Raw genomic sequence first — 13977 nt, forward strand, 5'->3', positions numbered from 1 at the left:
GAAAGGTGGATATATTTTCATGGTGAAAGAAATAAATGAAACATTTTTAAAAGCTGCAAAAGGAGAAAAAACGGATTACGTGCCTGTATGGTATATGCGTCAGGCTGGTAGATCACAACCTGAATACAGAGCAATAAAAGAAAAATATTCCTTATTTGAAATTACGCATCAGCCGGAATTATGTGCTTATGTTACAAGACTTCCAGTTGAACAATATAATGTAGATGCTGCCATTCTTTATAAGGACATTATGTCTCCACTACCAGCAATTGGCGTGGATGTAGAAATTAAATCGGGGATCGGACCGGTGATTGACAACCCAATTCGCTCTTTAGCGGATGTTGAAAAATTAGGGGAAATCAACCCTGAAGAAGATGTCCCATACGTGTTAGAAACCATTAAGCTTTTAACTAGAGAACAATTAACTGTACCGTTAATTGGATTTGCAGGTGCTCCATTTACATTAGCGAGTTATATGATTGAGGGTGGGCCTTCTAAAAACTACAATAAGACAAAATCCTTTATGTATTCTGAACCAAAAGCATGGTTTGCCCTAATGGACAAGCTAGCAGAAATGACGATTACATATGTAAAATCACAAATTAAAGCTGGAGCTCGTGCGATTCAAATTTTTGACTCATGGGTTGGAGCACTAAATGTAGAGGATTACCGCTATTTTATCAAACCTGTCATGCAACGTATTTTCGCAGCATTAAAAGAAGAAAATGTTCCGCTTATTATGTTTGGAGTAGGAGCAAGTCATTTAGCATTAGAGTGGCATGATTTGCCGCTTGATGTAGTTGGGCTTGACTGGCGTCTGCCTATTAGCGAAGCAAGAGAAATGGGCATTCATAAAACAGTTCAAGGGAACTTAGATCCTGCCATTTTATTAGCACCTTGGGAAGTAATAGAGGAAAGAGCTAAAGCAATCCTAGATCAAGGTATGGCACAACCTGGATACATCTTCAACCTAGGTCATGGCGTGTTCCCTTCGGTGAACCCAGATACATTAAAAAAGCTAACTACTTTTGTTCATGAGTACTCAGCTTCAAAGTTAAGCAAGTAGGATTTTTTCTTAGTTTCTCAAGTATCTAGGAGATGAAAAATCTCAATCATATCATTGGTAAATAGTAAGGTTTTTTGGCAAAATAATGGACTAGAGACTTGATTTTAACGAGGTGGAACAAATGACAAAAAAGAAAATGGGATTATTGGTTATGGCTTATGGAACTCCTTACAAAGAGGAAGATATTGAGCCTTATTATACGCACATTAGACACGGACGAAAGCCTTCTCCAGAAATGCTTGAATATTTAAAGGATCGTTATGAAGCAATTGGCGGAATTTCTCCGTTAGCTAAGATTACATTAGACCAAGCTGAGAAACTAGAACAGCATCTTAACTCTATTCAAGATGATATTGAATTTAAAATGTATCTTGGATTAAAACATATTGAACCATTTGTTGAAGATGCTGTTAAGCAAATGAATGAAGATGGGATTGAAGAGGCTGTAAGTATTGTATTAGCTCCTCACTTCTCAACATTCAGTGTTAAATCATATAACGGTAGAGCAAAAGAGGAAGCAGAAAAGCTAGGTGGTCCAAGTATCGTTTCGGTTGAGAGTTGGTACGATGAGCCAAAATTCATTCAATACTGGGTGGATCAAGTAAAGGCTACATTTGAAAACATGCCAGAGGAAGAAAAGGAACAAGCAGTACTAATTGTTTCCGCACATAGTTTACCTGAAAAGATTCTTCAGTCAGGGGACCCTTACCCAAATCAGTTGCAGGAAACAGCTGATATGATTGCGAAAGGGGCCGGTGTAAAAAATTACGCAGTTGGTTGGCAAAGTGCAGGAAATACACCAGAACCTTGGCTCGGACCAGATGTTCAAGATTTAACGAGAGAATTATATGAAGAAAAAGGCTATAAAGCTTTTGTTTATACACCAGTTGGATTCGTATCAGATCACTTAGAAGTGTTATATGACAATGATTATGAATGTAAAGTAGTAACGGATGAATTAGGAGTAAGCTATTACCGACCTGCAATGCCAAATGCTCAACCTCAGTTTATTGATGCAATGGCGACAGTGGTTTTAAATTTATTGACTAACAAGTAGTCAAATTATATGTAAAGAGGCGATTCACTGTGTTGGAAGAAAAACAAAAGGTTGTAATCATCGGGGGAGGAATTACCGGGCTAACAGCTGCCTACTATTTGCAAAAGGAAGCACGTGAAAAAGGTCTACCATTGGATGTGAAAATAGTCGAAGCAACACATCGACTAGGGGGGAAAATCCAAACAGTAGTTAGAGATGGATTCGTGATTGAGCGAGGTCCTGATTCTTTTTTAGAGCGTAAACAAAGTGCTTCACGACTAGCAAATGAAGTCGGGATGGGAGAGAAGTTAGTTAACAATAAAGCCGGTAAATCATATGTACTTGTTCATGATCGTCTTCATCCTATGCCAGGTGGATCTATCATGGGGATCCCAACGCAAATTACGCCATTTGTTACAACCGGTTTATTTTCTGCAACCGGAAAGATAAGAGCAGCAGCAGATTTTCTTTTACCAAAGTCCAATCCTGCACAAGATCAGTCTTTAGGAGAATTCTTCCGTAGACGACTAGGAGACGAGGTAGTTGAGAATCTAATCGAGCCGCTATTATCTGGTATTTATGCAGGTGACATTGATCAAATGAGTCTAATGTCTACTTTCCCACAGTTTTATCAGGTTGAACAGAAGTACCGAAGCTTAATACTCGGTATGAAAAAAGCAACTCCAGCACCAAAAAACAAGGATAACAAAGCAGAGAAAAAAGGGATTTTTCTGACACCAACCACCGGTTTAGAATCACTTGTTGAGGCTGTTGAGAAAAAGCTTGAGCCTCATTCAGTCATTAAAGGTTACCGAATAGAAAAAGTTAGAAAAACACTAAAAGGGTATGATTTAGAACTTAATAGTGGCGAGGTATTAGAGGCAAATTGTATCGTTTCTACAGTACCTCATCATATTTTACCAAACATGTTTTCAAATCATTTCTTTGATGTATTTAAGGATGTACCTGCGACTTCTGTTGCAACTGTTGCAATGGCATTTCCAAAGGAAGCAATTGAAAAGGATATAGACGGTACTGGTTTTGTTGTGTCAAGAAACAGCGACTATACCATCACTGCTTGCACATGGGGACATAAGAAATGGCCTCATTCATGTCCAGAAGGTAAAGTGTTACTGAGATGTTATGTAGGTCGTGCTGGTGATGAAGCGGTTGTAGATTTGTCAGATGACGAAATCGTTAAGATTGTGCTAGAAGATCTAAACAAAACGATGAATATTACCATGGATCCTGATTTTTCGATTGTTTCTAGGTGGAAAGATTCTATGCCTCAATATACGGTGGGGCATAAAGAGAGAATTGCAAAGGTGAAACAACATGTAAAAGAGGAGCTACCAGGTGTGTTCCTTGCAGGAAGTTCTTTCGAGGGACTAGGACTACCGGATTGTATTGATCAAGGAGAAGCAGCAGTAAAATACGTTTTAGACTACATTAAATAGAACATTTAGGGGACTCTACTTTTTAGTAGAGTTCCTTTTTGGTGAACCGCGGAAAGCAAGCTCTTGGAGTGTATATCTACATCCGAGATAAACAGAACCATAGTAAAAAAAGCAGCCAGTCGTTTATACCTACGACTGGCTTTCAAAGTTGCACTAAAAGTGCGTTGGAAGGGATTTTCATGGGATTAGAAAAAAAGTCTAATCCCATAACAACATGGAAAATATCAAAATTATTAAAATAAGAGATTAGTAAGTTAAATATCTGTTACACCAAGGCAACTATCGCATTTATTTCCATAACATTCATGCTGCTCTTCCATTTTGTTTCCACAATTGACACATTCTTTTGGCGGCAAATTTTTGAAAAACTCAACGATGTTTTGAATCATAGTAAAACCTCCAGTATGTTTGTGTGTTATAAACAGATTTAATATTAATGTAATTGTATTATAACAGATTAATAGTGTCAATCCCTGTTTTTAAAAAAGGGCTTTTCCGTCTTCTTGTTTTAATTTATCTTTTAAAAATGAAAAATTAGGCATAATCTAATACAATGAATGTATGTATTATATTTCTATTTTCGGAGGGATTTTATGAAGCTAACAACAGTTGGTTTTTGGGGAGGATACCCTAAGGTTAACGAAGCGAGCTCAGGCTATTTATTAGAACACGATGGGTTCAATTTATTAATTGATTGTGGGAGTAGTGTATTAGCTAAGCTACAAAATTTTGTTCAACCAGAAGAATTAGATGCCGTTATTCTCTCTCATTACCATCCTGATCATATTGCTGATATTGGAGTCCTACAACATGCAAGATTAATTCAAGGCTTTCTAGGGAAGGAAATGAACACGTTACCGATATACGCTCATTCCTTAGATCAACAAGAGTTCGCAAAATTAACTTATAAAAATATAACGCAAGGCATTGCTTATGATCCTAATCAAACTTTAAAGGTAGGGCCTTTTACCGTTCAATTCTTATTAACCGTGCACCCAGCACCTTGTTATGCCATGAGGTTTGAGGTAGACGGGAAAAGTTTTGTGTATACTGCTGATACTGCCTATAAAGAGGAGTTTATTGGATTCTGCCAAGATGCAGACTTATTATTGTGTGAATGTAATTTCTACAGTAATCAAGATGGCAAAGGGGCTGGGCATATGAATAGTTTTGATGCAGGAAATTTGGCTACACAAGCTAATGTAAAGCAGTTAGTGTTAACCCATCTACCTCACTACGGCGAATTAACAAATTTAGTAAATGAAGCTTCTCAAAAATATGCAGGACCTATCTCATTGGCATCATTTGGACAATCGGTGAATTTGTAAACACAAAAAACTAAGCTGGGGAGAAACTCACATGTTATTTATAGATAACCAAGGTATTACAGACCCAAGGATTAATTTAGCCATAGAAGAATACGCGCTGAAAAATTTAGATATTAATGAAACTTATTTATTATTTTACATAAACGAGCCATCCATCATTATTGGCAAAAATCAAAACACAATAGAAGAAATTAATACAGATTACGTGGAGGGGAATGGCATCCATGTAGTTCGTCGACTATCAGGAGGCGGAGCCGTTTACCATGATTTAGGCAACCTCAACTTTAGTTTTATTACAAAGGATGATGGGGAAAGCTTCCATAACTTTGCGAAATTTACGGAACCTGTTATATCAGCCCTAGAAAAGCTAGGTGTAAATGCTGAGCTAAGTGGGCGAAATGATATTTTAGCTGAGGGTAGAAAAATTTCCGGAAATGCACAATTTTCTACTAGGGGTAGAATGTTCAGTCATGGAACATTGCTTTTTGATTCCGAAATTGAAAGTGTTGTATCTGCACTAAAAGTTAAAAAGGACAAGATTGAGTCAAAGGGAATTAAATCAATTAGAAGTAGGGTAGCCAATATTTCCGAATTTTTATCAGAAAAACTGACCATTGAACAGTTTAGGTCTCTTCTTTTAAAAAGTATCTTTGGGGATGAAGAAAGTATTACCGAGTATAAGCTAACAGATAAGGATTGGGAGAATATACACGCTCTATCAAAAGAGCGCTATCAAAACTGGGACTGGAATTACGGAAAATCTCCAAAGTTTAATCTTCAGCATTCGCACCGCTTTCCTGTTGGTCAAATTGATGTAAGGCTTGAAGTTAATAAAGGTGTAATTGATAACTGCAAAATCTATGGTGATTTCTTTGGAGTAGGAGATATTAGTGAAATAGAACAGAGATTAGTGGGCATTCGCTATGAAAAAGCAGAAATTGAAGCGGCATTAGATAGTGTTCAAATTCCACATTATTTTGGAAACGTAACAAAAGAGGAGTTCATCCAGCTTATCTATTAATTGAAATATGCTATATAAGAAAAACAACAAATATTAAATTGAAATAAAAATGGTACCTTGAAAAGGTACCATTTTTTTACTAAAACACTTGTGTTCAAAAGAAAATTTAGAAAATTCATTAATGTATGCGTTTTCTCTTGAATCCATATCTTTCTTTCAATATAATATATTTAGAAAATATTATATTTTAAAAACTGAATGACTATTCATTCAATACCAAAGGGGATGGCATGATGAATTTATCTTCTCAGTTACACGAGACTGCTAAAAGATTGCCTCAAAAGCCTGCATATTATTTTATGGATCAATCAAGTACATACGCAGAGCTAGATGGAGCAATTACGAAATTTGCATCAGGTCTAGAGCAATTAGGGGTTAAAAAGGGAGATCATGTTGGATTATTATTAGGGAATTCACCTTACTTTATCATTGGAATGTACGGGGCACTTCGTTTAGGTGCAACAGTTATTCCGATTAATCCAATTTATACTCCGGATGAGATTGGGTATATTTTAAATAATGGTGATGTAAAAGTAGTTGTGGCACTTGACTTACTACTACCTTTAGCAGAAAAAATGCATGGGGCATTACCGAGTGTTGAAAACTTTATTGTTTGCGAAACACCTCAAGGAAAAGAGGCTAATACTGACCTTTCTAAGTTAACAGTTGCTCCAAAATTAAAAGCGTTTACACAAGTATTGGTATCTGGTGATTTAAGCTATAAAGGACCGGAATTAGATGAAGATGATGTTGCCGTTATTCTTTATACTTCCGGAACAACAGGAAAACCTAAAGGTGCCATGTTGACACATAAAAATCTGTTTAGCAATGCACGAGATGTAGGTCAATACTTGCACATGAATGAAGATGACCGTGTTATTACAACGTTACCTATGTTCCACGTGTTCTGTTTAACTGTTGCCTTGAATGCACCTTTCATGACTGGTGCGACCATTTTAATCGATCCAAAATTTAGTCCACAAGAGATTTTCAGACTTGCTAAGAAGTTTGAACCAACTGTATTTGCAGGGGTTCCAACGATGTACAATTTCTTGTATCAGTATCCAGAGGGCAATCCGGAAGATTTAAAGTCTCTTAGACTTTGTATCTCGGGCGGAGCATCTATGCCTGTTTCTCTTTTAAAAGCATTTGAGGAAAAATTCAATGTGCTAATTTCTGAGGGATATGGACTTTCTGAAGCTTCTCCAGTTACATGCTTCAATCCACTAGATAAACCAAGAAAGCCTGGCTCAATCGGGCAGTCTATCGTTAATGTTGAAAATAGAGTGGTTAATGAGCTTGGTGAGGAAGTACCAGTAGGTGAAGTAGGAGAATTAATTGTTCGTGGTCCAAATGTTATGAAGGGCTACTATAAATTACCTGAGGAATCAGCAGCGACCATTCGTGATGGTTGGCTTTATACTGGAGACTTAGCAAAGGTTGATGAAGAAGGCTACTTCTATATTGTCGATCGTAAAAAGGATTTAATCCTAGTGGGTGGCTATAATGTGTACCCACGTGAAGTAGAAGAAGTTCTTTATGCGCATCCTGATGTAGTCGAGGCAGCTGTGTTAGGCGTACCAGATCCAAATCTAGGAGAAGCGGTAAGAAGTTATGTGGTTAGTAAAAATCCAGAATTAACAGCTGAGCAACTTCATGAATATTGTAGCGAGCATTTAGCAAAGTACAAGGTTCCTAGTTCAATAGAATTTTTAGAAGAGCTTCCTAAAAATACTACAGGGAAAATTTTAAGAAGAGCACTTAAACAGCAGGTTCTTCAAAACTAATAGATTGAAAGAGCAGACTTTTGTAGGTCTGCTCTTTTTTTAGTAGAAAATTTTAGAATTCTGAAAGGGTTTTCAAGAAGAATAACGAAATTGATATAGAGAGAAGAGAAGTAAGAAAAGTAATGACTTATCGTCTTTATTGAAGGTTATTTACCTAATGCGATAAAAAGGAGAGTTGATCATAAGTGAGTTCAATTTTATTTGAAGTAAGAGATCACATTGGAATTGTAACATTAAACCGACCTGAGGCTTTGAATGCCTTTAATTTCGATACATTGGTGGAGCTACAAGGAATTGTTGAGAAAATCCGAACAGATTCAGAAGTTCGCGTAGTCATTTTTACTGGAGCTGGTGAAAAAGCATATAGTGTTGGTGCAGACTTAAAGGAGAGAAAATCACTAACTCCCGAAGAGGTAAAACGAAATATATTCAAAATAGGTGATGTGTTTACAGCTATTGACCAGCTTCCACAACCGACTATAGCTGCTATTAATGGCTTTGCATTTGGCGGCGGAATGGAATTAGCCCTATCCTGTGACTTTCGAGTTGCAGTCTCTGGAACGTTAATGGGGTTGACGGAAACGAGTCTAGCGATTATTCCAGGAGCAGGTGGAACACAAAGACTTCCAAGATTAATTGGGCAGGCTAAGGCATTGGAATTAATCCTAACTGCCAAACGTCTAACATCAGAAGAAGCGTTAGATTATGGAATTTTAAATAAAGTTGTTGAAAAAAATTCCTTGTTAGAATCTAGTATAGAACTAGCCCAACAAATGCTTGCAAACGGGCCAATTGCATTACAACAAGCAAAATTTGCGGTAAAACATGGGATGAACGTAGATTTGCAAACAGGATTAAATATTGAGCGAAAAGCGTATGAAGTAACGATTCCTACAGAAGATCGAGTGGAAGCCCTAACGGCATTTAGTGAAAAAAGAAAACCTAATTTTAAAGGCAAGTAAGAGCACACGGTGATATTTCACCGTGTTTTTTTAGTTTGGTTAAGAATCAAACTAAAAAAATACTTGATATTCCCCCTAATATAATTATATAATCTTATCTATAGAAAATGTTTTAGTGCATAAAAGCATAAAAGCTTAAAAGTGTAAAAGTGAAGTAGTTACATATAAAGAGGGGGATTTAAATGTTTAAGAAAATGAAATCGGTGGCTATAGTTGGCTTAATGGGGACGATGCTACTAAGTGGTTGTGGAACATCTGAAAGTACAGGTGGAGACGAAGGATCTTCATCAGGAGGAAAAACATATAAAGTGGGTGTCACGCAGATTGTAGAACATCCTTCCCTTGATGCAGCGTTAGAAGGCTTTCAGAAAGCGTTAGAGGATGAAGGGTTAGAGGTAGAATTTGATGTTCAAATCGCTCAAGGAGATCAAAACAACTCAAAATCAATTGCTGATAATTTTGTTGGAGATAAAGTGGATCTAATTTTTGCAAACTCTACTCCAAGTGCTTATAGTGCTTTAAACGCAACAAAGGAAATTCCAATCGTATTTACTTCCGTTACGGACCCAGTTGGGGCAGAACTTGTGAAGTCTATGGAAGAGCCTGGGGCTAATATTACGGGAACAACGGATACACATCCCGATGCTATTCCAAACATGGTGAAGTTTATCGATGAGCAATTTGACGGGAACAATGTAGGAGTTATTTATAACTCAGGAGAACAAAATTCCGTTGCTCAAATTGCCCTTGTAGAAGAAGCTTTAAAAGGAACGGATCTTAACCTAGTTGAAGCAACGGTTTCAACTTCGTCTGAAGTAAAGCAAGCTGCAGAGTCCTTAATTGGCAAAGCTGACTCAATCTACATTATCACAGATAATACCGTTGTATCTGCCTTAGAATCCGTAATCCAAGTTGCAAATGAGAACGATTTACCTCTATTTGTAGGCGAGTTAGATTCTGTTAAGCGTGGAGGATTTGCAGGGTACGGCTTTGATTACGGTGATATTGGTTACGAGGCAGGATTAATGGCTGCACAAATTTTAAAAGGTGAGAAAACTCCAGCAGAGCTTCCAGTTCAATATCCGCAAAACTTAAAACTTTTAATTAACAAAAAAGCAGCAAGTGAAATGGGTGTGGAAGTCAAGGATGAGTGGGCTGACCTTGCTGAGTTTCTAGAATAAAAAGTAGGTAAGGGCTTCTACTTATATAGAGAGGCCCTTATTTTTCCGAGATAGTAGAAAGGAAGTTTTATTATGTTTTTTTCAATTTTTAGTTCTGTTGAAGCGGGTGCTATGTATGCACTGATGGCTTTAGGTGTCTATTTATCTTTTAGAATCTTAGACTTCCCTGATTTAACGGTTGACGGGAGCTTTGTAACGGGTGCATCGGTAGCGGCCATATTAATTGTAGGGGGAACCAATCCTTTTATTGCTACAATAGCGGCGATGATTGCCGGATTTTTAGCAGGATGTATGACTGGATTATTGCATACGAAGGGGAAGATTAATCCTCTTCTCTCAGGGATATTAATGATGATTGCTTTGTACTCTATCAATCTTAGAATCATGGGGAAATCGAATGTTCCTCTCCTTCAGGAGTCAACGGTTATTACAATGATTAATGACTTTTGGCAAAAGATTAAGGTTGATCAATTTCTAGAAACCATACTTACATCGGTCGGGTTGTCAGGCTATATCCCTAAAACATGGGGGATTCTTCTGCTAATGCTTCTTCTAGCTTTAGTCACTAAAGGATTAATTGACTTTTTCTTAAAAACAGACCTTGGATTGGCGATTCGGGCTACTGGTGACAATGAAACGATGATTAGAAGTTTTTCTGCTGATACTGATTTCTTAAAGATACTAGGTCTTGGTTTATCCAATTCTCTTGTAGCTTTTTCCGGAGCTTTAATTGCTCAGTACAATGGTTTTAGTGATGTTGGTATGGGAATTGGAATGATTATTATTGGCTTAGCATCTGTCATTATTGGTGAAGCCATTTTTGGAGCCAAGAATATTGTTCGTGCAACACTTGCTGTAATCGGTGGGGCAATCCTTTACCGAATTATTATTACACTTGCATTAAGAGTCGAGTTTTTGGAAACGGGTGATATGAAACTTATCACAGCATTCATTGTTGTTTCAGCATTAGTTATACCAAAGATCATAGATCAGCAGCGTGAGAAACGGAAAAGGAAGAAGAGGCTCCTCGCAACGAGTCAATTAACTATCAACAAACAGAAGAAAAGTGGTGAAAGCCTTGCTACAATTGAATCAGATTTATAAAGTATTTAACGAAGGTACACCAGACGAGAAGGTGGCTTTAGGGCATGTTAACTTGTCCCTGAGAGCTGGAGACTTTGTTACAGTAATAGGAAGTAATGGTGCCGGAAAATCCACCTTAATGAATATCATATCAGGTAAAATGTTTCCGGATATCGGAGAAGTAGTAATAGATGGTAAAGATGTCAGTCATATAAAAGAACATAAACGGTCGAAGCTAATTGGACGTGTTTTTCAGGATCCAATGGCCGGTACCGCTCCTTCTATGACAATTGAAGAGAATTTAGCAATTGCTTATTCACGAACCCAATCACGTGGGTTGAGCAAAGGTGTTACTAAAAAGAGAAAAGAGCTTTTCCAAGAAAAGTTAGAGTCACTACATCTAGGGCTTGAAAATCGACTCCAGGCGAAAGTAGGGCTTCTTTCTGGGGGAGAGAGGCAAGCACTTTCCTTGTTAATGGCAACATTTACTGAACCAAAAATATTATTACTTGATGAACATACTGCTGCACTAGATCCTTCTAGGGCTGAGTTAATCACAAATTTAACAAAGGAAATCGTTAATGAATACAAATTAACGACACTTATGGTAACGCATAATATGCAACAGGCTCTAGAGCTTGGAAATAGATTAATTATGATGGATAAGGGCCAAATCATATTTGAAGCAAATGAAGACGAGAAAAATGAGTTAACGGTCGAAAAGCTACTACTAGAATTCCAAAGAATTCGTGGAGAGAAGATGAACTCCGACCGTGCTGTTCTTATATAATTGAGATAAAAAAACACATGGTTTAGTAGACCATGTGTTTTCCCTTGTTGTTTAGAAAATTATAAAATGCTAGCCTATGTATAACTCTCAGTTAATTATACACGTCCAGCTCCAGCGCCCAGCGCCTAGTAAACTTCCCCCCCTCTCCTTACGATAAGTCAACATCGAATCGCTAACGCTCTTCGTGTTTCCTTTATCTCATACGAAGGGAGTCCAGTTTATACGTCGCTAAACGGGCGATTGCGCTTTTGGTCTTAAGGATAATACATAACCGCTTGATAGGTTGTTTTTCCGTGACCGGTGTTTCGATAGGTATGAGTCTTATTTGCCAGGAACCTGATAGAATTACCAGTCTCTACTTTAAAGCTTTCGTCACCGATAATCATTTCTAGTTCACCTGTCATGACGGTAATATATTCTTCTACGCCTTCGTTATGTTTCTCAGAAGTGTGTTCACAGCCTAATTCCATTTCAACAGTAAAAATCTCAAACTTTTTTCTAGGATCAAAGGGAAATATGGAATATACACGGTATTCACCATCATTTTCAATGATTGGAATGGTATTTCTCAATTTTACGTAAACAACATCAGTTGCTTCTTCATTAATAAGAGATGAAAAAGAGACTTGAAGCCCTTTAGCTATTTTCCAAAGGGTTGTAACAGTAGGGTTCGACTCACCGCGTTCAATCTGACCGAGCAAGGCTTTGCTTACACCCGTTATTTCACCTGTTTGATCTAGGCTGTAACCTCTTGATTTACGAATGTTTCTTAAGTTTTCTCCAATATTTTTTTGAATATTTTCCATATTTCCTCCAAAAATATTGTGTATTATAGTGCACGGATGTATAATATGTTATATCAAATATCCGTTATGGTATACATTTGTTTATTATATTATACTTTTTTGTTTCGGTTTCTACAAGGTCATTCATAAATGGTTAAGGTGGTGTGTTTGTAATGTCAGAGCTAGCATTAGGGAAGGTTTCCTCAGAGTTTAGGAAAGGTATTCAAGCAGGAATTAGTATCGGGATAGGTTATTTTCCAATTGCTATTACATTCGGTTTACTTGCTAAAACTACAGGACTAACAGTAAGTGAAACGGTTTTGATGAGTTTACTAGTTTTTGCTGGAGCCTCTCAGTATATTTCATTAAGTTTACTAACATTAGGAACTGGGGCTTTTGAAATTATTCTTACAACACTTATTGTTAACATTCGTCATTTCCTCATGTCTGCTTCATTAAATGAGAAGTGTGAGGATGAACATACGCCAGTCAAGATGTTGTATTCATTTGGGATAACAGATGAAACGTTTTCTGTTGCAGCATTAAGGGAAGGAAAGGTATCTACTGGCTTCTTGTTTGGCGTTATCCTCATGGCTTACTCAAGTTGGGTAGTGAATTCTGGCTTAGGACATGTTATTGGAGGCAGTTTACCGAGGATGCTTCAAGAAAGTATGTCAGTGGCGTTGTATGCGATGTTTGTAGGGTTATTAGTACCTTCAATGAAAAAAAGTGTGAAGGTTGTTTATTTAGCTGTGTTAGCTGCTAGCTTCAATACGATTTTTACATTTACTAGCCTATTATCGACAGGTTGGGGAATTGTCGTAGCGACGCTATTATCTGCAGTAATTGTAGAACTTGTTGAAGGGGTAAAACGGAAAAAAGGGGGCGGAGAGTTTGCATAGTGAAATGGTTTGGATGATTATTGGAATGGCCGTTGTAACCTATATCCCGAGAATGCTGCCTTTTGTTCTTTTTAAAGGGAAAGAACTTCCTGCTTTCTTACAAGGGGTATTAAAAAATGTTCCTTACGCAACTTTAGGTGCTCTCATTTTTCCAGGGATCCTCTTTATCCAAGAAGATATATGGTACGGACTGCTTGGCGCTGCAGCAGCATTTATTGCTGCCTTCCTTGGTGCAAATGTAATTGTCGTAGTGTTAGGGTCCATTACTGTATTATCCATTTATTCATTTTTCTTTTAGTTTTTATATAAGTTGACAGTCCTTGGGTTACTTATTGCCTAGCTAAAATATATTTCTCTAAAAGTGCTGGTTCTTTAAGAATCAGTATTTTTTAATGTGGAATCCTTCATTTTGAAGAGTAAACTATAACCGCTAAATTCACACGAAATACTGTCCATATTTGTGAAACCCTTTTTGGGTGGTAACCTTGAATGTAAATAATGAAGAGAGACAAGATATAGTTCTAAATACTAATTTTTTTACTAAACTAAATATAGAGGGGTTGTACAAAAATAGTAGGC

Annotated in this window: 14 protein-coding genes; 12 read left to right on the forward strand and 2 right to left on the reverse strand. The window is 37.2% G+C overall.

Annotated features, from left to right (window positions below; genetic code table 11):
* The first annotated feature begins 19 nt into the window (after positions 1-19).
* The 3 genes from hemE (at position 20) to hemY (ending at position 3559) form a co-directional block, all read left to right on the forward strand.
* The gene (gene hemE / locus ACFYKX_RS06560) at positions 20-1066 is read left to right on the forward strand and encodes a uroporphyrinogen decarboxylase (protein ID WP_389359283.1); all 1047 of its coding nucleotides are present in this window, start codon (positions 20-22) and stop codon (positions 1064-1066) included.
* 121 nt (positions 1067-1187) lie between these two features.
* Positions 1188-2123 carry a ferrochelatase gene (gene hemH, locus ACFYKX_RS06565; protein WP_389359285.1) on the forward strand — a complete coding sequence of 312 codons (936 nt, stop codon included), beginning with the start codon at positions 1188-1190 and terminating at the stop codon, positions 2121-2123.
* Positions 2124-2152: 29 nt separating this feature from the next.
* The gene (gene hemY / locus ACFYKX_RS06570; protein ID WP_389359287.1) at positions 2153-3559 is read left to right on the forward strand and encodes a protoporphyrinogen oxidase; all 1407 of its coding nucleotides are present in this window, start codon (positions 2153-2155) and stop codon (positions 3557-3559) included.
* 254 nt (positions 3560-3813) lie between these two features.
* On the opposite strand, the gene yhfH is transcribed toward hemY, so the two are convergent.
* Positions 3814-3948, reverse strand: a complete 135-nt coding sequence (gene yhfH, locus ACFYKX_RS06575) for a protein YhfH (protein ID WP_389359289.1) — start codon at positions 3946-3948, stop codon at positions 3814-3816.
* Positions 3949-4152: 204 nt separating this feature from the next.
* Here yhfH and ACFYKX_RS06580 point away from each other — a divergent pair, with 204 nt between their 5' ends.
* The 7 genes from ACFYKX_RS06580 (at position 4153) to ACFYKX_RS06610 (ending at position 11711) form a co-directional block, all read left to right on the forward strand.
* Complete coding sequence (locus tag ACFYKX_RS06580) at positions 4153-4887, forward strand: MBL fold metallo-hydrolase (protein ID WP_389359291.1); 735 nt, start codon at positions 4153-4155, stop codon at positions 4885-4887.
* A 31-nt stretch (positions 4888-4918) separates the two neighbouring features.
* Complete coding sequence (locus ACFYKX_RS06585; protein ID WP_389359293.1) at positions 4919-5908, forward strand: lipoate--protein ligase; 990 nt, start codon at positions 4919-4921, stop codon at positions 5906-5908.
* A 233-nt stretch (positions 5909-6141) separates the two neighbouring features.
* On the forward strand, positions 6142-7695 hold the full coding sequence (locus ACFYKX_RS06590) for a fatty acid--CoA ligase family protein (RefSeq protein WP_389359821.1): 1554 nt from the start codon (positions 6142-6144) through the stop codon (positions 7693-7695).
* A 185-nt stretch (positions 7696-7880) separates the two neighbouring features.
* A complete protein-coding gene (locus ACFYKX_RS06595; protein ID WP_389359295.1) occupies positions 7881-8657 on the forward strand; it encodes an enoyl-CoA hydratase-related protein in 777 nt (258 codons plus the stop codon).
* Between the two features lie 182 nt (positions 8658-8839).
* The gene (locus ACFYKX_RS06600; RefSeq protein ID WP_389359297.1) at positions 8840-9838 is read left to right on the forward strand and encodes an ABC transporter substrate-binding protein; all 999 of its coding nucleotides are present in this window, start codon (positions 8840-8842) and stop codon (positions 9836-9838) included.
* Positions 9839-9910: 72 nt separating this feature from the next.
* On the forward strand, positions 9911-10942 hold the full coding sequence (locus tag ACFYKX_RS06605) for an ABC transporter permease (protein WP_389359299.1): 1032 nt from the start codon (positions 9911-9913) through the stop codon (positions 10940-10942).
* On the forward strand, positions 10917-11711 hold the full coding sequence (locus ACFYKX_RS06610) for an ABC transporter ATP-binding protein (protein ID WP_389359301.1): 795 nt from the start codon (positions 10917-10919) through the stop codon (positions 11709-11711). Before ACFYKX_RS06605 ends, ACFYKX_RS06610 begins: the two co-directional genes overlap by 26 nt.
* Positions 11712-11965: 254 nt before the next feature.
* On the opposite strand, the gene ACFYKX_RS06615 is transcribed toward ACFYKX_RS06610, so the two are convergent.
* Entirely contained in the window at positions 11966-12517 is a 552-nt protein-coding gene (locus ACFYKX_RS06615; protein ID WP_389359303.1) for a helix-turn-helix domain-containing protein, read from the reverse strand.
* Between the two features lie 152 nt (positions 12518-12669).
* On the opposite strand from ACFYKX_RS06615, the gene ACFYKX_RS06620 reads away from it, so the two are divergent.
* Both ACFYKX_RS06620 and ACFYKX_RS06625 read left to right on the forward strand, forming a co-directional pair.
* A complete protein-coding gene (locus ACFYKX_RS06620) occupies positions 12670-13398 on the forward strand; it encodes an AzlC family ABC transporter permease (RefSeq protein ID WP_389359305.1) in 729 nt (242 codons plus the stop codon).
* On the forward strand, positions 13391-13696 hold the full coding sequence (locus ACFYKX_RS06625) for an AzlD domain-containing protein (protein ID WP_389359307.1): 306 nt from the start codon (positions 13391-13393) through the stop codon (positions 13694-13696). Before ACFYKX_RS06620 ends, ACFYKX_RS06625 begins: the two co-directional genes overlap by 8 nt.
* Positions 13697-13977: the final 281 nt, after the last annotated feature.

It is taken from the genome of Cytobacillus spartinae, assembly GCF_042865285.1.
Classification (GTDB): domain Bacteria; phylum Bacillota; class Bacilli; order Bacillales; family Cytobacillaceae; genus Robertmurraya_A; species Robertmurraya_A spartinae.

Bases quoted from the DNA above. Each gene is read 5' to 3' on its own strand.
- hemE (WP_389359283.1), top strand. From the start codon at position 20: ATGGTGAAAGAAATAAATGAAACATTTTTAAAAGCTGCAAAAGGAGAA.
- hemH (WP_389359285.1), top strand. From the start codon at position 1,188: ATGACAAAAAAGAAAATGGGATTATTGGTTATGGCTTATGGAACTCCT.
- yhfH (WP_389359289.1), bottom strand. From the start codon at position 3,948: ATGATTCAAAACATCGTTGAGTTTTTCAAAAATTTGCCGCCAAAAGAA.
- ACFYKX_RS06580 (WP_389359291.1), top strand. From the start codon at position 4,153: ATGAAGCTAACAACAGTTGGTTTTTGGGGAGGATACCCTAAGGTTAAC.
- ACFYKX_RS06585 (WP_389359293.1), top strand. From the start codon at position 4,919: ATGTTATTTATAGATAACCAAGGTATTACAGACCCAAGGATTAATTTA.
- ACFYKX_RS06590 (WP_389359821.1), top strand. From the start codon at position 6,142: ATGAATTTATCTTCTCAGTTACACGAGACTGCTAAAAGATTGCCTCAA.
- ACFYKX_RS06600 (WP_389359297.1), top strand. From the start codon at position 8,840: ATGTTTAAGAAAATGAAATCGGTGGCTATAGTTGGCTTAATGGGGACG.
- ACFYKX_RS06605 (WP_389359299.1), top strand. From the start codon at position 9,911: ATGTTTTTTTCAATTTTTAGTTCTGTTGAAGCGGGTGCTATGTATGCA.
- ACFYKX_RS06615 (WP_389359303.1), bottom strand. From the start codon at position 12,517: ATGGAAAATATTCAAAAAAATATTGGAGAAAACTTAAGAAACATTCGT.
- ACFYKX_RS06620 (WP_389359305.1), top strand. From the start codon at position 12,670: ATGTCAGAGCTAGCATTAGGGAAGGTTTCCTCAGAGTTTAGGAAAGGT.